Source organism: Aristophania vespae (assembly GCF_009906835.1).
GTDB classification, from domain to species: domain Bacteria; phylum Pseudomonadota; class Alphaproteobacteria; order Acetobacterales; family Acetobacteraceae; genus Aristophania; species Aristophania vespae.
This window is the reverse complement of the sequence record NZ_CP047652.1, coordinates 1,178,216-1,199,921: the sequence shown is the minus strand read 5'-3', so window position 1 is coordinate 1,199,921 and position 21,706 is coordinate 1,178,216. Positions and strand designations below refer to the sequence as shown.

Annotated in this window: 17 protein-coding genes; 2 read left to right on the top strand and 15 right to left on the bottom strand. The window is 42.1% G+C overall.

The annotated features are described in order from the left end of the window. Nucleotides 1-1,839: 1,839 nt before the first annotated feature. Together GT348_RS05365 and GT348_RS05360 are read left to right on the top strand one after the other, a co-directional pair. Entirely contained in the window at nucleotides 1,840-2,163 is a 324-nt protein-coding gene (locus tag GT348_RS05365) for a hypothetical protein (protein WP_160618834.1), read from the top strand. A gap of 381 nt (nucleotides 2,164-2,544) precedes the next feature. Beyond that, nucleotides 2,545-4,017, top strand: a complete 1,473-nt coding sequence (locus tag GT348_RS05360) for a glucoamylase family protein (protein ID WP_160619457.1) — start codon at nucleotides 2,545-2,547, stop codon at nucleotides 4,015-4,017. A gap of 41 nt (nucleotides 4,018-4,058) precedes the next feature. On the opposite strand, the gene GT348_RS05355 is transcribed toward GT348_RS05360, so the two are convergent. The 15 genes from GT348_RS05355 to GT348_RS05290 all read right to left on the bottom strand — a co-directional run bounded on the left by GT348_RS05355 (nucleotide 4,059) and on the right by GT348_RS05290 (nucleotide 21,705). Beyond that, on the bottom strand, nucleotides 4,059-4,619 hold the full coding sequence (locus GT348_RS05355; RefSeq protein ID WP_160618833.1) for an isochorismatase family protein: 561 nt from the start codon (nucleotides 4,617-4,619) through the stop codon (nucleotides 4,059-4,061). Between the two features lie 2 nt (nucleotides 4,620-4,621). Continuing rightward, on the bottom strand, nucleotides 4,622-6,001 hold the full coding sequence (locus tag GT348_RS05350) for a hemolysin family protein (protein WP_160618832.1): 1,380 nt from the start codon (nucleotides 5,999-6,001) through the stop codon (nucleotides 4,622-4,624). 57 nt (nucleotides 6,002-6,058) lie between these two features. Next, complete coding sequence (gene ligA / locus GT348_RS05345; RefSeq protein ID WP_160618831.1) at nucleotides 6,059-8,146, bottom strand: NAD-dependent DNA ligase LigA; 2,088 nt, start codon at nucleotides 8,144-8,146, stop codon at nucleotides 6,059-6,061. After that, on the bottom strand, nucleotides 8,143-9,864 hold the full coding sequence (gene recN / locus GT348_RS05340; RefSeq protein ID WP_160618830.1) for a DNA repair protein RecN: 1,722 nt from the start codon (nucleotides 9,862-9,864) through the stop codon (nucleotides 8,143-8,145). Before recN ends, ligA begins: the two co-directional genes overlap by 4 nt. A gap of 69 nt (nucleotides 9,865-9,933) precedes the next feature. Continuing rightward, complete coding sequence (locus GT348_RS05335; protein ID WP_160618829.1) at nucleotides 9,934-11,034, bottom strand: outer membrane protein assembly factor BamD; 1,101 nt, start codon at nucleotides 11,032-11,034, stop codon at nucleotides 9,934-9,936. 103 nt (nucleotides 11,035-11,137) lie between these two features. Further along, nucleotides 11,138-12,076 carry a UDP-3-O-acyl-N-acetylglucosamine deacetylase gene (gene lpxC / locus GT348_RS05330; RefSeq protein ID WP_160618828.1) on the bottom strand — a complete coding sequence of 313 codons (939 nt, stop codon included), beginning with the start codon at nucleotides 12,074-12,076 and terminating at the stop codon, nucleotides 11,138-11,140. A gap of 73 nt (nucleotides 12,077-12,149) precedes the next feature. Beyond that, a complete protein-coding gene (gene ftsZ, locus GT348_RS05325; RefSeq protein WP_160618827.1) occupies nucleotides 12,150-13,604 on the bottom strand; it encodes a cell division protein FtsZ in 1,455 nt (484 codons plus the stop codon). 62 nt (nucleotides 13,605-13,666) lie between these two features. Then, entirely contained in the window at nucleotides 13,667-15,004 is a 1,338-nt protein-coding gene (gene ftsA, locus GT348_RS05320) for a cell division protein FtsA (RefSeq protein ID WP_160618826.1), read from the bottom strand. Beyond that, the gene (locus GT348_RS05315; RefSeq protein ID WP_160618825.1) at nucleotides 15,004-15,966 is read right to left on the bottom strand and encodes a cell division protein FtsQ/DivIB; all 963 of its coding nucleotides are present in this window, start codon (nucleotides 15,964-15,966) and stop codon (nucleotides 15,004-15,006) included. Before GT348_RS05315 ends, ftsA begins: the two co-directional genes overlap by 1 nt. A 12-nt stretch (nucleotides 15,967-15,978) precedes the next feature. After that, nucleotides 15,979-16,959 carry a D-alanine--D-alanine ligase gene (locus GT348_RS05310; RefSeq protein ID WP_236646427.1) on the bottom strand — a complete coding sequence of 327 codons (981 nt, stop codon included), beginning with the start codon at nucleotides 16,957-16,959 and terminating at the stop codon, nucleotides 15,979-15,981. A 52-nt stretch (nucleotides 16,960-17,011) separates the two neighbouring features. Then, entirely contained in the window at nucleotides 17,012-17,926 is a 915-nt protein-coding gene (gene murB / locus GT348_RS05305) for a UDP-N-acetylmuramate dehydrogenase (protein ID WP_160618824.1), read from the bottom strand. An 11-nt stretch (nucleotides 17,927-17,937) separates the two neighbouring features. Then, entirely contained in the window at nucleotides 17,938-19,344 is a 1,407-nt protein-coding gene (gene murC / locus GT348_RS05300) for a UDP-N-acetylmuramate--L-alanine ligase (protein ID WP_160618823.1), read from the bottom strand. 45 nt (nucleotides 19,345-19,389) lie between these two features. After that, entirely contained in the window at nucleotides 19,390-19,995 is a 606-nt protein-coding gene (locus tag GT348_RS09695) for a glycosyltransferase (protein WP_369692586.1), read from the bottom strand. A 173-nt stretch (nucleotides 19,996-20,168) separates the two neighbouring features. Next, entirely contained in the window at nucleotides 20,169-20,495 is a 327-nt protein-coding gene (locus GT348_RS09690; protein ID WP_369692585.1) for a glycosyltransferase, read from the bottom strand. 1 nt (nucleotide 20,496) lies between these two features. After that, nucleotides 20,497-21,705, bottom strand: coding sequence for an FtsW/RodA/SpoVE family cell cycle protein (locus tag GT348_RS05290; protein WP_160618822.1), 1,209 nt, complete (start codon nucleotides 21,703-21,705; stop codon nucleotides 20,497-20,499). Between the last annotated feature and the right edge of the window lies 1 nt (nucleotide 21,706).

The following is a 21,706-nucleotide window of genomic DNA, read 5'->3' as shown; positions in this document are numbered from 1 at the left end:
ACCGTTATGTTCGATATTTAATTACTATATTATATTAAAACAATAAACACATTAAAAGAATAGTTTTATAGCCTGATCTAATATTCTTGATAAAAATTGTTTTCAAAAAAGTCTAAGTTTTATCGAAAGCTGAATAGCAGTTACTTTTTGCGTGTCATTTTAAAGACAGGCTTAATAATAACGGGTTGCTGTTTTAATGCTAAACATCATTGAGAGCATTTTGTGAGTGCAGCATGATGAGATCATCAAAAAATAAAGAGAGAAGCAATATGCCTTAAATACAGCGTCGGGGGCTTCTTATTTCTACGTTAGAACGGCTGTGCCTTATTCTGACATAGAAGAGAGTGCTTATTTTTGTAGTGCTGTGTAAGCTTGCTTAAAGTAAGAGCGTGAATAAGAACGGCATTTTATAGAGCTTTAAGCGTCGCAGCCTGATTTGCCATAATTCATAATTCTAACTTGCATAGCTGACTTATAGTTTCATATTTCTCTTAAAGCAAAGTTGCGTTAGATACAGCCTTACTTACTCATGGATTAAATAAGGCATCTTTCTACTCTTTTTACAGCTTAGAACCCGTATCATGAGTTTTTTGATATGATAATCAGTTAATGCTGCATAAGATCATTTACATATTATTTTGCCTGAACCAAGCAAGTGCGTGCCTCATATAAAGCAAAATGTTTTAGCAAAGTGTAATTTTTACAGTCTGTTGTAATATGAGAAGTGCCCTTTAATGCTCGCTATTTTGTGGTTCTTTAATAAAAAACCGGATAGAGACCAAAAGGTGAGATTGTAAAAAAGGCAGAAAAGTTAAAATGCTTGCTCACCAAAGAGTTTCTGAAAAGCAGGGGCTAATTTTCTATTAAAATTCAAAAGCACTATTTTGAATTCACCAAACCGCACCAGTATTTTTCTATGAAATTTAGCTTTTATGAAAATGAGCACCTTGTGATTAGGGCGCGGTTTTTTAAAAGCTAATCTTAGTGATTCGGTTGGATTATGTATGTCGGTTACGATTTCTGTCTAAACACTGCCATAATTTGAACGAATCCATTTAGAATAGAATTATGACAATATAAAGGTTTTTAAAAAGCAAGAAAAAGATAAATGGCTATTAAATTTTAACCTATATTTTATATTTATCATTTTAAATTTTATATGATTTGCATTGTTATGTATATGACAATAATAAAAATGATAATACTGACATAAAATTTAATTTTTTAAGTGTATAATAACAAATAGATAGTTTATTTTTTAATATAATAATTTTTTGTATTATTGTTATTTTTATTATCTGATTATTTTCTTTATTCAGTAATTAAGACCTTAACGGTCCTTAATATGCGGTAAGTGAGGTAGCCATTTATAAGTTTTTTAAGTTTTTGGTTATAATAAAAGAGAGTTTCATAGGTTTAACTAATCAAAAATAAATAAAATTATTTATGAATTAAAATAGTCATATTTTGGTCCTATTTGTGACTATTTTATACCTAAAATGCCCAAATTCTGCTGTTTTTTGTCAAAAATAGGGCACAAATAAGGCATGTAATTATGTCATAAAAGCGCTTTTTTCATTTTTGAAGTATATTACTAAATAAAATTGTAGTTCAAATAAGGCGAAATTAATATCCACATTAATTCGCTGGACCCCTTTAAAAAGCTTGATTTGTGACGAAATGTGGCGATAAAGTGAACCCAGTTGAGAGGTTGATTACAGAATTTTTAAAATTGGTTAATTTCTGAAAGAGTTGGTTTCAGTTTTATTATTTAAAGAGTCTGTGATTAAGGTTATTGCCATATTGTTGTTTATGGCTTTTTTGTGGCAGGGACTTACGATGAACGCTGAGCAAAGTTTATTAAAATTGGATGCTTATTGCCAATTCCGCCAAATGGCTACGATGTTCGAAACATCAGCTCATCAACATCTAGTACAGAGCGTAATGGCTCTTACTGGTCAGGCTCTAGCGAGCTTTAAGCTTTCTTTCTATAAAAATGATCCATATTCACTAAATATCTGTAATAATATTTTAAATAATATGATGAATGTTTTAAAAAACTCTCATTTAAAATCGGCGTTTCAAGAACTTGTTCTTATTGCAGAAGAAGCCTATAGAAATGTCTCTTACTTACTTCACGAGAACGAAGCAGTAGCTGCTTAATATTATAGAGCTCTTCTGCTATATATGTGCGTGCGTTTCTCATTAGAGAGGGTTGATAGTTACAGCTATCAGCCCTTTTTTTGTTGTTTATAATTTAAACCTAAATATTTATTCTTTGTTATTAATATGAATTTTAAATATCGCGAATTATCTTAGAGAAATATGAAGATTATATTTCTTATAATTAATAATCTTTTTCTTTAATGAAACATGTTTTGATAGTAAAAAAACATATATTAAAAGTGATAATAGCAAAGTTAAGATGGTTTTGTAATCTTCCTAAGAATTTAACTTTTTGAAAAGATAAATTATTGAAGATTAAAATAATTTTAAGAAAATTATTAGTAATAACTAGGAGAATTCATTTTGTTTTTTGACATTATGACTCAAAAAAAGATAAAATTTAACAGATTTATTATTGGGTTATTAAGTACAGCCTTTGTCATTAATGTGGGTAATGTAGGTGCGTTTGCTGTAACGCAAGCGCCAGAAAATACACCACAAGCGAAAAAAACCAATTTTTCTTCAATAAAGACCTTAAATAAACACGATAAGGCATTTTTAAATGACCTTGAGCAGCGCACATTTAAATGGTTTTGGGATAATGCTAATCCGAAAAACGGGTTAGTTCCCGATAGGGCTCCTTTGCCTAATGGTGCTGCTAGTATTGCTGGTGTAGGTTTTGGCCTAACAGCTTATGGCATAGGGGTACATAGAGGCTATATTACGCGTGAGCAGGCTGTCGAACGCACCTTAACAACTATGCGTTTTCTAGCAAACTTACCTCAAAATGATATGGCTAGTGGCGCAGCCGGTTATAAAGGGTTCTATTACCACTTTCTTGACCCTAATACGGGGTTAAGAATGGCTGATTGGTCAGAGCTATCGAGTGTAGATACTGCCTTATTAATGGGAGGGGTGCTTTTTTCTCAGTCATTTTATGACAGAAATACCCCTCAAGAAAAAGAAATTCGCTCTATTGCAGAAAGATTATATCGCCGCATAGACTGGCAATGGATGCGCAATAATGGGCCATGGCTCAGTATGGGGTGGTATCCGCCTAATCGCTTTATACCTGTTGACTGGAAGGGTTATAATGAAGGGCTCATTATTTATCTACTGGCCATAGCGTCGCCTACCCATCCTATTCCACCAGATACCTGGAAGAACTGGACGAAAACCTATGACAAACAGTGGGGAAAATTCCAGGGTCATACTTTTCTAAATTTTGCACCTCTTTTTGGGCATCAATATTCTGAATCATGGGTCGATTTTCGAGGCATTAAAGATGGCTTTAATCGAAGCCATGGCACAGATTATTTCAAAAATAGCCGTGAGGCCGTTTATGCTCAGCGCGATTATGCCAAATCCAACCCTGGCAAGTTTGAGGATTATGGCAAAGATATCTGGGGTTTAACGGCAAGTGATGGTCCAGGTGATGTTTATCAGGATGATAAAGGACAAAAGCGCCATTTCCTTGCTTATAGTGCAAGAGGGGCGGGGAAAGATTATGTTCTGGATGATGGAACTATTGCTCCAACAGCCGCTGGCGGTTCGGTAGCTATTGCCCCTGAAATTGCTTTTCCAGCGCTAAAAGCAATGCGTAATAAATTTGGAGACAAAATCTATAATCAATATGGCTTTCTTGATGCCTTTAACCCGACATTCAAAACTAAAGATGGCATATGGGTTGATGGGCAACAGCTTAGCATCGATCAGGGGCCGATTTTGCTCATGATTGAAAATTATCGTAGCCAGTTTGTATGGAATGTTATGAAGAAAAACCCTGTTATTCGCCAGGGGTTAAAAAAGGCAGGTTTTACAGGCGGATGGTTAAACAATAAAAAGCTGTGATAGAAATAGACATTTATGTCTTTAGAAAAGGGCGTGAGATTTTAAATAATCTTCACGCCTTTTTTCTGTAAATCATTTAAAGTTAGTTCTGGCTTATGTATTGAACGGGTCGCATCGTGGAGCAAGACTGTGTCAAATTTAGCTTTTATAGCATCCAAGGCTGTTGCTTTGACGCAATAATCTAGTGCTAGACCACATAAAAAGACCCGTTTAATTGAGCGGGCCTTTAAAAGAGCTTCTAATCCTGTAGGTCTGCCATTTTCGTCTTCAAAAGCCGAGTAACTTTCACATTTAGGATCAGTCCCTTTATGGATAATATGCGTTATCTTTGTGAGATTTAAATGAGGGTCAAACTCTGCACCTTGTGTACCAGCAACACAATGTTGAGCCCATTTCCCTCCTTGGGTAGAAAAGGATTGATGATGGGGAGGGTGCCAGTCTCGGCTTGCAATGACTGTTGAAAAGCCCCTTTTTATAATGTCATTAATCAGAGGCGCTAGCTCATGACCGTTTTTAACAGCTAGTGCTCCTCCGGGAAGAAAATCATTTTGAAGGTCTATAATAAGTAATGCGTCATCACAGCCAATGTGTGAAATAGGCATGGTTATTGATTTTCTTTTGACTTATTTTTGAGAGAAGAAATACGTGTCACAAGAAGTTGGTTAATGCGGAATCTTTCCACATCGACAACTTCGAAGCAAAAGCCTGAATTTTCAATGCGATCTGCTTTGCGTGCCATTCTTCTTAGGCGATGCATAACAAACCCGCCGATCGTATCAAAATTCTGTCCATCATCAAAAAGTGGAATATCAAGCTCTCTGGCAACATCGCCAATAGGTGCGGCACCATCAATCAGCCATGAATCAGGATCCCGTCGGACAATGGCCTGCTCTTCAAATGGGTTTGCAAGACCATCCATAAGCGCACCCATAATGTCTTTATAGGTGATGAGTCCAACTACCAGGCCATATTCATTGATTATCAGAGCAAATCCTGCGCCATGGGTATCAAACTGAGCTAGAGTTTCCCATAAATTAAGCGTGTCTGGCAGGGAAAGGACATCTCGCCGCATTTGAAAAATTTGGCCTTTTTTATGTTGATCTCCGGTCTTATGCGCGTGAGGTTCATCAACTATAGCCACTAATACGTCTTCTGCCCTTATAGAGCCAATGACATGGTCCAAACCACCATCACAAAGAGGGTAGCGGGAATAAGGGCGCACGCGTACTTTATCACGTTGGCTTTCCAGACCCTCACTAACCTCTAAAAAAACAATTTCATCACGTGGCGTCATGGCTGATGTCACTGAACGATCCTGCAAGGCCATGACATTTTGGATCATTTGGTGTTCTTGTTTAAGCAAAACGCCCGATGCTGTTCCTGCGGCCAGCACAGCGCGTAAATCTTCGGGTGTCATTGTCTCAACCAGCGGAGCAGCTGGGATATGGAGTAATTTTAAAATGAGGTCTGATATGTGCGAAAAGATCCAGACGGCAGGATATAAAAACTTTAAGGCAAGAGCAGGAAACCAGTAGATTTTTAAAGCAACCTGGTTAGGTGCATTCATGGCTACTCTTTTGGGGAGTAGGTCGGCAAAAAGAACAAATAAGCCTGTTACCAAGATAAAGGCGATAAGAGAGCCCAACTCTCCCGCAAGTATGTCATTTATGCCAAAATTTTTGAGAAAGAGCGCTATGGGGTCGCTCAACATGGCATCGCCAATAACACCCCCTAAAACCCCCACACCATTTAGGCATATTTGAATGGTGGTCATAACCTTGCCGCTATTACGACGCAGCTTTAAAAAAGACTGTGCCCTTATATCACCGCCTTCTGCCAGGGTTCGCATACGAGATTCACGTGCGGCGGCAAAGGAAATCTCAGACAGAGATATGAGAATAGAAACCCCGATTAGGGCAATCGTGAAGATAATTCCTATAGCAAAAACTAAGTAAGGATGAAGATTTGAGGATAAAAAATACATGATCAGCAGTTTTCAAGCTAAGTTTTAGAAAAAACCAATATGGTTATTGGTCTATATTTATTGAGTTTCACTATTGGCGAGCTTAATCCATTCATCTTCACTAATAGTGCGGATTCCTAACTCTTGCGCTTTTTTAGCTTTAGAGCCAGCTTTTTCACCTAAAATTACAAAACTAGTCTTTTTAGAAACTGTTTCAGTAACCTGAGCCCCTAAACGCTCAGCTATTGCTTTGGCTTCAGAGCGTGACATTGTCGTTAGTGACCCGGTAAACACCAATGTTTCACCTGCAAGTTTATGGCCTTCTGGCCCTGAAGCTATAGGAGAGCTTGCATCTTCAATTGTTAATTGAGACGCAAGATCATCAATAACAGTTTGATTATGGGGCTCGTGAAAAAAAGCGGTCAATTCATCGGCAATTGCAGGTCCAATCCCCATAATGGCGCTCAAAGTTTCATATTCTTCTTTTTCATCATTATTTAAGGCACGCATGGCATTTAGCCAATTTTCAAAAGAACCATAATGGCGCGCTAAAAGTGCGGCATTGCGTTCACCTATACGCCGAATGCCCAATCCATAAATGAAGCGGGAGAGAGGTATAGTCCGTCGTTCTTCTATGGCTGATAAGAGGTTATCAACTGATTGCGGGCCCCAGCCTTCTAATTTTACAAGCTCTTCTTTGTGGTTTGAAAGGCGGAAAATATCTCCTGGTTGTTTAATAAATCCAAGATCATAAAAAGCTCTGATACTGCGCTGTCCTAATCCATCAATGTCAAACGCGTTACGTGAGACAAAGTGAATAAGGCGTTCTACTGTTTGTGCCTCACAGGTGAGACCACCTGTGCAGCGTCTTACAGCTTCTCCCTGGATACGTTCTGCATAGGCGCCGCAGACAGGGCAGTGATCTGGAAAGATAAATTTAGAACCACGAGAGGGAAGCTCATTTGTGTCATCAGGTGAAATGACACTTAAAATCTGAGGAATAACGTCCCCTGCACGCTGAAGCCTTACAAGATCGCCAACACGTACATCTAAACGATTGATCTCATCTTCATTATGAAGTGTGGCTCTGGATACAATGACCCCGCCAACATTGACAGGTTCTAAATGAGCTACAGGGGTAAGGGCGCCCGTGCGACCTACCTGTATTTCAATATCTTTTAGATGTGTGATTGCTTGTTCAGCAGGGAATTTCCATGCAGTGGCCCAGCGCGGGGCGCGTCCAACAAAGCCAAGCCGATTTTGCAATGATATGTCATTAATTTTAAAGACAATACCATCAATGTCATAATCAAGTCCGGAGCGTTCCCTTGCTAGTTTTTCAACATAAGCAGGAATATCGCGAGCATGATCAATACGTTGAGATAAAGGGTTAACATCAAACCCCCATTCTCTTAATTGATCTAGAAATTCGCTATGTGTTTTGGCTACAGGGTGCGAACTATGACCAAGACCATAGACAAACAGGCCCAAAGGACGTTTTGCTGTAATATTAGAGTCTAATTGCCGTAAAGAGCCTGCTGCGGCATTGCGAGGATTGGCAAAAACCTTTTCACCACGTTTTTCCTGCTCGGCATTAAGCTCAAAAAAACGTGATTTTTCCATAAAAACTTCACCACGAATTTCAATAAATTCTGGGGCATTTTTGCCTAAGTGAAGGGGGAGTGTTTTTAATGTACGAATATTGTTCGTAACGTCTTCGCCAACTAAACCATCACCGCGTGTTGTACCGGCTGTAAATTGACCATTTTCATAAGTTAGATTGATAGAAAGACCATCAATTTTAGGTTCTGCCACAAAGCAAAGATTTTCCGTATCCTCTGGGCTTAAACCAAGAAAATTTCCGGCGCGGCTTACAAACTGCTCAAATTCGTCTTCAGCAAACACATTACCTAAAGAGAGCATTGGGGCGCGGTGTTTCACTTTACCAAAAGCAGGGTTTGGTTTGGCACCAACACGCTCGCTTGGGTTATTTTGATTTTTTAATTCAGGATGAAGGCGCTCCAAGCGCGATAATTCAAGACGGGCATGGTCATATTCTGCATCTGAAACTTCTGGCTCATCGTGACCGTGATAGGCCTCGTCCCATCGGGCTATTTTCTCCTGAAGATTATTATATAATTCAGCTGGTGTAAGTTTAGAACTCATGGTTTTTGCCCTAGAAGACTATCAGCAGCTATGCGCGCAGCATCTGTAACAATATCACCCGCTAACATGCGTGCGATTTCTTCACGCCTCTCTGTAGGAGAGAGGGGTGCAGCTATTGTTACAGTACTTTGGTTAAGAACTTTTTTTTCTATACGAAACTGATGCGCTGCCTGAGCTGCTACCTGAGGGCTATGGGTGATTGCCAAAACCTGCACATCCTGTGCAACCCGATAAAGTCTTTCTCCTATGGCAGAGGCGGTAGCACCACCTACACCGGAATCGACCTCATCAAAAACCAAAGTAGTGAGGCTCGATCGACCTGCCAGAACAACTTTGAGAGCAAGCATTAGTCGTGATAATTCACCTCCAGAAGCAACTTTGCCCAAAGGACCTGCTGGCTGTCCAGGATTGGCGGCTATCAAAAAAGAAACAGTTTCCACCCCGCGTTGAGACCAGCTTTCAAATGGTAGTGACGTGAATTCCACCATAAATTGAGCCCGTTCAAGCTTAAGAGGCTTAAGTTCGGACATAATGGCTTTTTCAAGATCTTTTGCTGCCTTACGGCGGCCCTGACTCAGTTCTTGCGAACTTGCTTCATAATTACTCTGTGCCTGTTTTGCTGCCTGCTCAAGATGATGTATGGCTTCAATACCAGTTTCAAGCTTTGATAGACGGTCTTTCAACTCCGTAAGAAAATGGGGCAGCTCAGCAAGGGTGAGATGGTGTTTTCTTGCCTCGGCACGCAATGAAAACAGCCTTTCTTCAGTTTCCTCCAATAAGCGGTTATCAACTTCTGTATCGGCAACGAGGCGTGATAACAGCATCTCGGCTTCTGCAAGGGTTTCTTCTGCCTTTTCCAGACATGATAAAGCTTCTTGCGCCTGAACTTGATGCGCTGTTGGTTCTTCTGTGACGTTATTGGAAAGAGGTGAGGGTAGAAGTCTTGCCAAAGCCCTGCTTGCAGATCGTAGAGCGTGGGCAGGATGTGCACTTTTTCTATCACGCGGCGTCAGCTCAGCTAAAGCGGTGGTAACAGCCTCACGGCGTCTTTCCTCTTGCTGTAACTGAAGGCGCAAGGCAACAAGTTGTTCTTCCTCACCTTCTTGGGGGGCTAGTGAAGAAAGTTCTTCTATTGTTTGTCGAAGCCAGTTTTCTTCTCGTGCGGCCTGATCAATAGCCTTTCGGGCCTCAGCAAGAGTTTGCAAATTTTGCTGCCAGGATTTCCAGTCCATATTAACGCGTTGGGTCAGGTGACTCAAAGAGCCAAATGCATCTAGTAAATCTAAATGTACACGTTGGTCAGCAAGGCCCATTTGTTCATGCTGGCCTTGAATTTCAACAAGTAAGGCAGCTATTTTGCGAAGTACAGAAATACCTACGAGCTGGTCACCAATATAGGCACGAGAGCGACCATCTTTTGTAATAAGCCTTCTGAGCACCAGAGGTTCTTCCTCTAGGCAAGAAAGGTCAAGCTCTTGTAAAACTTGGAATACAGCATGATGGGGAGGGAGATCAAAAACAGCGGTAACGCTGCTCTGTTCAGCCCCAGTGCGAATAATGTTTCCAGAAGCTCTCTCGCCCAAGGCCAGGCCCAAACTATCAAGCAATATAGACTTGCCTGCCCCAGTTTCACCAGTAAAAACGGTTAGTCCGTCATGAAAATTAAGGTCAAGTTTTTCAATAAGAACAATGTCTCGAATTGACAATTGTGTCAGCATGGCTTGCACCTTAAAATCACGTGGTTACAATCGTTTCGCAGGCATTTCTCCTTAAATATGAGGGGGATTTTAGAAAATTTTATTCCACATATCAGAGAAAAAATCACCCACGGGGTCAAGAAAAGAAAAAAAGCCGCCATTATTTTTTTCATCGGGCATTTGTTTTGAGCTTGGCGGCAATGTAGAAACTTGTTGCGCCTGATGAGCGGTGTTTTTCACGGGGATTTGAGCGTGCTGAGAGCCTATTGGGGGAATAGTAACAGCGGCAATGTCATCTGTTTTTGTTGAAACAGCTTTTTGAGATGCAGCTGCCAGGTTTTTTTGTTTTCGAGTGCTCTTAACGCCCGGTTTGCGCGTCTTTTTGGTTAAGAGATGGTGGTTTTTAAGCTTGTTATAAGCAAAACGATACCATTTACTATCAGGGTAGTTATAACCCAAAATAGCAGCATTTTGCCGGGCTTCATCTACGAGGCCCAAGCGAAGACTGACTTCTACAATACGCTCCAAAGCCTCTGGTACGTGATTTGTGGTCTGAAAGTCCTGCACAACACGTTGATAGCGTCCAAGGGCTGCTTGATAGTCTTTTTCACGCTCGTAAAAGCGACCAACAAGCATTTCTTTACCAGCTAGATGGTCACGACAAAGATCAATTTTTAACTGAGCATCACGTGCATAGGAACTTTGCGGAAAGCGTGTGATAACTTCCTGCAAGGCATCCATAGCCTCAAGAGTGCCTAGCTGGTCACGTGATACGATACCAATTCGTTCATAATAACAAAGTGCACGTAAGTAATAGGCATAAGCAGCATCAGGGCTGGTAGGGTGCAGCTGTAAGTAGCGTTCAAGCTGCTGAACTGAAAGGGCATACTCACCTAGAAGATAATAGGAATAACCTTCTAATAACTCCGCATTTCCGGTGTAGCCTGAATAAGGAAAATTTTGTTGGAGTGACTCAAACTCCGCACTGGCAAGCCTATATTTTCCAGCATGAAGTGAATCGACACCGTAATTATAGAGTGTTTCAGCGTCCGTAGTTTTAGGGACGCTTTTTTGCATGTCATCATCGGCACAACCGCTTAAAAAAGACAAGCCGATTAGGCCGCTTACACCAAGGGTAACGGCACGGGAGGAGACACTTTTTGCAGCGTGAAGCTTGATGATGCTAACCATATCTGCCTTATAGCATGGAAGATAACAGGAGGAAGAGGGCTTTGGTCATTATAAAGACTAAGCCATCAATACTATATTGATTTTCTGATGACTCAAGTTTTCATTATTCAGAAATAAGCCTCCATGTTTCTTTATGTGTTGCTAAGGCCTTTAAGAGCCGGTTATTGAGGGTGTGCCCGGATTTAAATCCTTCAAATTTTCCTATAATCTGATAGCCAAAACAATAACTATCGCCAATAGCGTCAAGAAGCTTATGCCGGACAAATTCGTCCTGAGTATGTAACCCGCCCGGATTGAGTATTGTCTTATCTTTAAAGACAAGTGCGTTTTTAAGCGACCCACCCAGGGCTAGCCCCTGTTTCTTTAAGGCTTCAATATCTTTAAAATCGACAAAAGTGCGGGCAAAAGCTATTTCTTGTGTGAAGGTTTCCTTTTGCAAAATAAATTTGATGTATTGCTGCCCGATCAGATCATTATCGAATTTAATTCCTATCTTTAGTTTAAATTCACGATTTTTTCGTGGTTTAAATGCGGCATAAGAGCCATTTTCACCCTTAATCATCAATGGGTGTAATATTTTTATAAAATGACGTGGGGCCTTTAAATTTTGTCTACCGGCACAATTAAGTAAAAACAAAAAATTTAGGGCAGCACCATCCAAAATAGGAATTTCTGGGCCATCAACCTGTATTAAAATATTGTCTATTTCCAAAGCATGTAGCGCGGCCATTAAATGTTCTATGGTTGCAATTCGCGCTTCTGGAAAGTCTGGTGACGCTATGACAGTAGAAAGTTTTGTGCCAATAACGCTTTGCGGAGTAAGACGAAACGGCAAAGAGTGTTTAAGATCAAGCCTTTGAAATTGGATTCCAGACTCTTCTTTTGATGGAAGCAGCTTTAAAGTTATATCTTTGCCACTATGGAGGCCAACGCCCCGGCAAAAAATCGGGTTCTTAATGGTTGTCTGTGCAATGGCCGGCTTTGAGCCTTTATCAAATGTTTGAATAGGTCCAGACTGCGCACGTAGAAAATAATTTTCCACCCTTAACCCCTTCTAGCGCCAGAGCAACTTTATTTTGTCTCTTAGGCGCTAGTCTATAATTTTTACAGTTTTATTACTGAGGTCGTCTTAGATAAGCAGGTATATCTAAATTAACCTCATCTTGCTGAACGGCAGACTCTTGCTGGTGGGGATTGTCTGTCGTTGGTTGTGAAACTGAGTGTGTTTGCTCTTGTTGTGGTCGTATAAAAGGCGATGTTCTTTGGGTTCTTTGTTCTGTAACAGCTGAACGACTGCGAAAAAAGCGACTAAAAAAGCCATTTTCACGTTCAGTATGTTCTTCTGGCTCAGTGTCTTCTCTTCTGGTCTCTACAGGCCTTGGCTGCGGGACGGGCTGTGGCATAGCAGGGCGAATGACGTCTTCTGACTGAGCGGCGTTCGCGTGAGACGCAGTCTGATGAAGTTCTTCTTTTTTTTCTTCAGCTTTTTTAGGCTGAGGACTCTCTGTCTCTGATGACTCTGTTTTAGAGGCTGTTTCCGCGGTGGCGGGGGCGGCAGGAGGCTGTATAGAGGCTGTTTCATTTTGCATGGCAATGCCTGTTGCAACGACAGAAACTTGGATACTTCCACTCATATCGTCACGCACGAGTAAGCCACCAATAATTTCGGCTTCTTCATGTGCTTCTTCACGAATGCGTTCCATGACGTTGGTATAGTCATGCAGGCCTAGATCTGGTCCACCCGTCACATTAATTAAAAGCCCGCGTGCCCCACGAATAGATGTCTCTTCCAGCAATGGGTTAGAGATGGCTCTTTCAGCGGCCATTGTCGCCCAGTCTTGGCCATCTGTAGCACTATCAGCCGCACCTGTTCCCATCATGGCTTTGCCCATCTCACCCATGACGGTTTTGACATCGGCAAAATCCAGATTAATTTTTCCAGGAACGACCATCAGGTCAGTAATGCTTCTTACGCCTTTATAAAGGACATCGTCAGCCATTTTAAAGGCTTCAATCAGAGTCGTCGTTTGTGTTGCACAGCTGAAAAGATTCTGATTAGGGATGACGATTAATGTATCCACATATTTTTGTAACTCAATAATACCTGCATCGGCAGCACGGCAGCGTCTCATTCCCTCAAACTGAAACGGTTTGGAAACAACACCAATCGTTAAGGCCCCATTTTCACGAGCAATACGAGCAATAACGGGAGCAGCGCCTGTGCCCGTGCCACCGCCCATACCAGCAGTGATAAAAACAAGATCTACGCCTGTTAGATGTTGGCGAATTTCTTCTTCAACTTCTTCAGCCGACTGGCGCCCAATGTCAGGTTTTGCGCCTGCACCTAAACCGCGTGTCAGTGTGGGGCCAAGCTGCACACGAATATCAGCATTGGAATTAGCCAGTTGCTGAGCGTCAGTATTAGCGACCAAGAACTCCACACTTTTAAGATCGGTGGAGATCATATTATCAACGGCATTACCACCACCACCACCTACGCCAACAACCGTAATTCGAGGAGGATTTACGGTACTTACACCGGGGGTCGTTGGAGTAAGGTTCAGTGTCATATTAACGGCTCCGAACGGTAAAGAGGTGGAGGAAGGAGGTAATTAAATCTATTAGCGAAACACTATACATGCTTGCTGATGAAATTAACAAGGCGATTCATCCAAGTTCTGCCTTGTGTTTCCTTTTCTGAGAAACAAAACTGGTCTTCTGCTCCTGCAGCCCATGCTAATAAGCCTGCTGCTGTAGAGAAACCAGCCGAAATAGATGAGTTCTCAGGAAGGTTATGAACATTTATTGGTTTTCCCAAGCGAACTTGTCGTCCAAATATTCTTGCTGCAACGGGGCCAATATCGCTTAAAAGTGATGCCCCACCAGTAAGAACAACACGGCCATCAGCTAAGCGTCCAAGCCCGGCACTATCAAGGCTATGACGAGTCATTTCCAAAATTTCTTCAACACGTGGCGCTATAATTGAGATAAGGCGCATGCGTGAAATTCTCTCAACAGTACGATTTTGCCCGACAGGGAGACGAATGGTGTAATTTTCATCTTCAGATATGAATTGTGCAGCACCATGCATGGTTTTAAGCCATTCAGCGGTATCAGTATGCACATTGAGCGCCGAAGCTATGTCTCGGGTAATATGGTGCCCCCCAATACGTAACTGGGCTGTGTGAAGTAATTTATTATGTGAAAAAACAGCTAAAGATGTTGTGCCCGCGCCCATTTCGATAATGGTTACACCCAAATCACGTTCATCATGATCCAGCACTGTTAAACCAGCTGCAAATGGACTTGAGAGCAAGCCAGAAAGGCGTAATTCTGCCTTATGTAAAACAGTACTTAAAGTTCTTAGGGCGCTAGCATTGGCATCTATCAGATGAAATTTACCTAATAAATTATGGCAAAGATGCCCGCACGGGTTAGGAACAGCCTGTGTTTCATCAACATTAAAACCGAGTGGTAATGTGTGAATAATATTGCGTTCTTCTCTGTAAATATGCTGCCGGGCATCTGCGATAAGGAGGTGAACATCATTTTCAACAACTTCCCGATCTCCAACAATCATTGAAGCATCTGTATGATGGCTTAGCGGGTTGCCGCAAGATAGATTGACGATAAGATCATCAACATGGCGGCCTGTTTGTTTTTCTGCATCGCCTACAGCAGCTCTAATGACAGCTTCTGCCAGTCTGGTATCGACAATAGCCCCAGAATTTATACCTTCTGAGCGCCGCCACCCCCAGCCTAAAACCTGAAGGGATCCGTTGTGAAGGCCCCGGCCAATCAGGCATGTTGTTTTGGTCGAGCCGATATCTAAAACAGCTTTAATACCAGATCGCCACTCAAAGCCTGGGCGTTTCTCTGTTGGTAAAAGAGGCAAAATTGCCTTTTTTTCTCTTTCTACCGTAAGAGACGATGAAGGGGGCTTGGAGAAAGGATAAAGAAGAGAAGGCATTAAGGCTTTTTCTCAGTGAGGGCCGCATTAGATGGCGCAAGTGCTTTCTCCTTCGATGAGGAGCGATTTAGTGGCGAAGAATGTGATGTAACTGCAGAATTGTTTGATCCAGCTGATGAATTTTGCGAAGCAGATGAAAGATGGATGACCATTCTGTCTGCTAAACGCATATCAACAGATGCAAGAGGACGTTCAAGAAGACGGAAATTTTGTTGATAATTGTCAAGGCGTTTGAGAGCCGCCTCTTCAGCGCCTTCAGGTAATAAAATTGTTGCTCCATTTCTTAAAACTATATTCCACCTTCTATTACCTACACGCACCAGAGCTAGGGTGCGAGATGTGATGGAAGGATAGTTCTTAAGAAGCATGATGATAGTATCAGCATTATTATTAGCCCCATTACCTACGACAAGAGGTAATTTGCGAAATATAGCTATATCTTTACGCGAAATTTCCTGCTCCGAAATACGCTCACCGGCCTGGTTAATTAAAACAAAATGGCCGTGTGTTTGCCAGATAGCAATGGGAAGATGTTCAGTAAGAGTGATAACAATAGAATCAGGTAATCGTCTTTCAACAGTTGAGTGCTCAACAAAAGGGAGTTTATTGATACGAAGACGTGCTTCTTCAACTGAAAAACCAAATAAAGTTTGCCCGGTATGTGTATCTAACTGAGCAATAACATCGTTTTTATCAGTGAGATTATTGCCATTTATAATAATATGTCGAATTTTTAAGGGATCAATATTTTCAAGCTGCCTTCTAATTGTCTCCATTTGAGCATCAGAAAGCATGTTATAGAGTATCCAGCTGCCACCCCCTAAGGTCAGCAAAATAATGACCAGAACTGACCCGCGCCTTAGGCCGGCTTTATGCCGTTTCCAAAAGAGCGAAAGGCGAGAAGGACGATCACCGTCAACGGGCCTTGGCGCGGGGTTAGAAGGGGGTGGGGCGGAATACATCTAAGAAACAGATTACTTCTCTAAAAGGCTTAAAATAGGTTGCGTATTAAGCGCAAGTGCTTCTTTTACCATCCAATCACATAATAATTCGTAAGAAAGACCCCGCCAAGCGCTTTGTTCTGGTAATAAAGATGTTGGAGTCATACCAGGTTGGTTATTAACCTCTAAAATAACTAGACGATCTGTCTGCTCATCATAACGAAAATCAGTTCTGCTGGCGCCGTGGCACCCTAAGGCATTATGTGCCTGACACGCATAGTAAAAAGCTTTTTCTGTGATCTGCGGAGGAAGATTAGCTGGTATAATATGACGTGAGCCGCCAGTTTGATATTTTGCACCAAAATCGTAAAAATCACCTGAAAGGGGCAAAATTTCTGTAACGGCCAAAGCTGTATCACGCAGTACGCCAACTGTAAGTTCACGGCCAGGAATATATTCTTCTACTAAAATTTGCTTTCCATGATCCCATGAATTGGCAATTTCAGTGCGACGGGATTCACCTGGTTGTAAAATTGTCACCCCTACAGATGACCCTTCCGAAACTGGTTTGATCACATAGGGGCGATCCAGCGGGTCGGACATAGCAAGCTCTTGAGGCGTTAGGACCATTCCGCGAGCGATTGGTAAATTATGCGCAGCAAAGGCTAAACGGCTTGCCGCTTTATCCATGGCAGTGGCTGAAGCCAGAACGCCAGAATGGGTATAAGGTAATTTAAGCCACTCAAGTAAAGCCTGGATGGTGCCATCTTCTCCTCCAGGCCCATGGAGCGCGTTAAAAACAACGTCGGGCTTAAGAGTTTTTAGGCTTGTGATAGTCTCGATGATGTCAGAATTAACATCTATTGCATGGGCGTCATGGCCAATGTGACTAAGGGCTGTTTTAACGGCCTTACCACTTGTCAGGCTGATTTCTCTTTCGCTGGAAATGCCTCCCATAAGGACGGCAACCTTCAAAGGGTGTGAGGTTTTTTTATTATGTGACGCACCAGTCATATTTGCCCCAAAAATGGTTATCAGATCTCAGGATCAATTTTATCTAGTCATTTTACAATTTATTTGAAACTGGCAAGTTGCGTCCAATACGCTTTATTTCCCATTGAAGCGAAATGCCAGTTTGATCAAATACTCTTTGTCTTACTGTCTCACCAAGTAATTCCAGCTCAGCACTGCTTGCCTTTCCCAGATTAAGCATAAAATTACAATGTTTTTCGCTTATTTGTGCGTCCCCAATTTTTAGACCCCGACATTTTGCCTGATCAATAAGCATCCATGCTTTATGGCCATCAGGATTACGAAAAGTAGACCCTCCGGTGCGGGTTTTTAAAGGTTGGCTGTCTTCTCGGGCGGTGCGAATTTCTGTTATTTTCTGTCTAATAAGTTCTGGATCTTCAGGAGTGGCTTTTAAACGAGCTTTTACAACAATGCTTCTTTCTGGCAGCTCACTATGGCGGTAGCTCATATTTAACGCAGAAGCCGGATAACGTTTTAAATTACCTTGTCTATCAAGGCATTCAATCCAATCCAGGCATTGAACTATTTCACCACCATAAGCACCAGCATTCATAGCAACAGCGCCCCCAATAGAACCAGGGATGCCTGCCAAAAACTCTAAGCCGCCTAAACCGTAAGAAGCGGCTTTTTCTGCAATGTTAACATCAAGTGTAGCTGCCCCTATAATAAGGCCGTCATCGTCTTTTATAATGTCAGAAAACCCACCAGCGAGGCGAATAACAACGCCTTCAATGCCCCCATCACGGATGATGACGTTAGAACAGGCCCCTAAGACTGTTTGTGAAAGTTCTGGTGGGCATTCACCTAGAAAAAACGCAAGATCCTGAATGTCTTCTGGCACAAAAAGCCAATCAGCCTGCCCTCCGCAACGAAACCATGTTCTGGGGCCTAAAGCTACATTACTTTTTAAACGGCCACGTACAGGGGGTAGTGTCGAAAAGTTAGTCATATAGCTACGCTCTAACCGAGCTCAGCAAGTTGCTGAGGCAGTTTTTGAGCCCATTGAGTGATACTACCTGCCCCTAGACAGACAACATAATCTCCTGGTTGTGCAGTCTCTTTGATGACAGCAGGGAGTGCTTCGGGAGAGGGTAAGCTAAGCACGTTACGATGACCACGATCGCGAAGTCCCTGTGCCAATGTATCTTTATTTATACCCTCAATTGGGTCTTCTCCAGCAGCATAAATGTCGCTGATAATGACAGTATCTGCATCATTCATGCATGTACAAAAATCGTTAAATAGATTTTTGACACGAGAATAACGGTGCGGCTGCACAACGGCAATGACATGCCCTGCACCAGCCTGACGGGCTGCTTTGAGTACGGCTGCAATTTCAACTGGGTGGTGACCATAATCATCAATAATAGCAACGTCGTTCCAGGAACCTGTACGGGTAAAGCGCCTTTTTACGCCCCTAAAACCAGCCAAACCTTCTGAAATAAGATGGTCGGGAATTTCCATCTCTGTTGCAACGGCAATAGCAGCCAAGGCATTTAAAACATTATGATGTCCAAACATGGGAAGTTTGAAGGGACCTGCTCTACGGTCGTTATTTTTAGCGCGATTAGTAATGACAACTTCAAAAGATGCACCATGTGAGTCCATAATAATATTTTCTGCCCTGACGTCAGCCTGAGGGCTAAATCCATATGTAATGACACGGTGATCCGAAAGCTGAGGTATCATTTGCTGCACACGAGGGTGATCGACACATAAAACCGCAAAGCCGTAAAATGGTATATTAGAGACAAACTGTCTGTAGCCTGCCTCCATTGCTTCATCTGAGCCCCAATGATCAAGATGTTCGGGGTCCATATTTGTAACGACAGCAATGACGGAGGGTAGGCGTAAAAAAGAACCATCACTTTCATCAGCTTCGACAACCATCCAGTCACCGGACCCCATGCGGGTGTTGGTGCCGTATGCCTCAATAATCCCTCCATTAATGACGGTAGGATCAAGAGCTGCCTGTTCTAACACGCATGAAACCAAGCTTGTTGTTGTTGTTTTGCCATGTGTGCCCCCAATAGCAATAGCCCAGCGAAGGCGCATGAGCTCGGCCAGCATTTCAGCACGTCTGACAACAGGAATAAGTCTGGAACGTGCAGCAACGACTTCGGGATTATCTCTTTTTACCGCAGTTGAAATGACAACTACCTGAGCATCACTCAGATTGGCTTCATCATGACCGATATGAACGGTTATGCCAACTTTGCGCAAACGTAAAACATTGCTGTTTTCGCTTATATCTGAGCCTTGAACTTTATAGCCCAACATGTGCATGACTTCTGCAATGCCGGACATACCTATCCCTCCAATACCGACAAAATGTAGTGTTCCGATATTGAGGGGAAGTGTACGCATAAGATATGAACTCCAAAAAAGATAAATTAGAAAAGAAAAACGATTTTAAAAAAGGTAGCTTTCAATTAGATCAGCCAATTTTTCCGCAGCATTTAAATGGCGTAATTGTGCTGAGGCTTGAGCCGCTTTCTCTAAAATGTTTGGTTGTGTTAAAAGAATCTGAAGTTTTTCTGTAAGAGCTTCGCTTGTAAAATCAGCTTGCCTTATCATCCAGCCTGCACCAGCTTTTTCTAAAGCGCTTGCATTGGCTCCCTGTTCGTCAGAAGCGGCAATTGGAAGAGGGACCATAATAGCTGGTCGTGCAGCCATTGTTAGTTCCGCCACTGAAGATCCTCCTGCGCGGCCAATTACTAAATGAGCCTTGCCCAATATTTCAGCAACATTATCAATAAACGGTAAAAGATCGGCTTTTACGCCAGCTTTATTATATAAAGCTTGGTTATCAGCAATGAACTCACTTTTCATTTGTTGAGTAATATGAAGTCGTTTTCTAATTTTTTTGGGCAGGGTTATTATGGCCTGAGGAACAACCTGACTAAAAATCTGCGCTCCTAAAGAACCACCCCAAATAAGTAGTCTTATGGGGTCATCGCCCTCGGTACTGGGTGCTTCATAAGGTTGGGAAGCAAGAGCTTCTATTGTTGAACGCACGGGCATACCGGTAAGTGTTGTTGGGACATTAGGGGGTATACGCGCAACATTTGGGTATGAAACTGCTATAGATGTAGCAAAATGAGAAATTAAGCTATTTGCTTTCCCTAAAACAGCATTTCCCTCATGAATGATAAGAACGGGTTTTTTTTCATAGAGAAAAAGACTTCCGCCTAAAAGAGGAGGGATGGAGGGATATCCCCAAAACCAATAACGGCTGAAGGTTTAATCTGTTTAATGAGAGAGCGGGCACCAAATATTCCTTTTAAAAGAGATAATAGCCCTTTGAGTTTATCTCGTGGCTTTTTGCCCACAACGCCAGAGCCAGAAAGCACATATTGTTTTGACAAAGCAAATGCACCAATCGTGCGGTGCGTATTACGCTGATCTGTCATTAAAACAAGCTCGTGACCTCTTTTTTGAAGGCAGCTTGCAAGAGCTTCAGCAGGAAAAAAATGTCCACCCGTACCACCAGCAGCAATGATAATGGGAGCTTTCATATTAGTGACCTCTCGGGGTGGAAGAACCCAGGCGTAAAGAAATAGAAGAAACAGCTGTTGTTGTAGGCTGAGGAGAAAATAAACCAGGTTCTACGCGGTGGCGTGTAAGAGCCAATACCATACCCAGAGCAAGGGCAATTGATATTGCGGAACTTCCTCCATAAGAAATAAGGGGAAGTGTCATGCCTTTGGTCGGAATGAGATGTAATGTTGAACCCATATTAATAAAAGCCTGTAACCCAAATCCTGTGATCAATCCACTTGTTGAAAGAATAATGAAGGGGTCTTTACTTCGGGTCAGGCGTAAAAGTGTTCTTACCACAATGACTGTAAAAACACAGACGATGAAGAGACAGAGTAGCAAGCCATATTCTTCTCCAGCAACGGCATAGATAAAATCAGCATGGGCATCAGGAAGAAGATCCTTAACGTGTCCTTCGCCGGGGCCACGGCCTAATAGGCCGCCATTTCCAAAGGCACGTAAAGAAGTATCAATTTGATAATGGTCTCCCACGTCAGGGTGCAAAAAGCGTTCAACGCGTGATCGAACGTGATTAAACTTTAAAAAAGCTATACCAAATGCACCGAGCATTGAGGCAACGAGCGCAACAAAAAATATAATTGGAAGGCCGTCAATAAAAAGCTGTGCAGCAAAAACAACCGTTACGACAGAAAGCATTCCGATATCTGGTTGGGCCTGTAATAAAGCTGCAATTACAAGAAAGATAAAAAACGCAACTAGACGACCAGGAAATTTAAAACCATTTCTAAGTTGTACAGTGTTGCGTAGGCTTAAAAGCCATCCAGTAATGACAGCAAAAAAAGGCTTTAAAAATTCTGATGGCTGGACAGACATTAAGGGGAGTGCAATCCAGCGTCGGGCTCCTTTAATTTCCATTCCATGAACTAAAGTCATGAAAGTAGCACCGAGCGCTATAATACTACCAATAATAGCGAGTTTTTTTATATTACGCGGGCTTAAGCGTGATGTCGTGAGCAGCACAATACCTGCTAAAAGCAGAAAAACAACTTGCTTGAATATAAACATATTGCGCGATGCGCCGATACGATGAGCAACGGCTGGGCTGGCAGCAAGCATGAGGATATAACCCAAGCCCATAAGAATTCCGACGCATGTTAGAGTGACATGGTCAATATTGCGCCACCATTGAGCATAAGAAGATTTATCTGTGCGTGATAATGGTTTCATG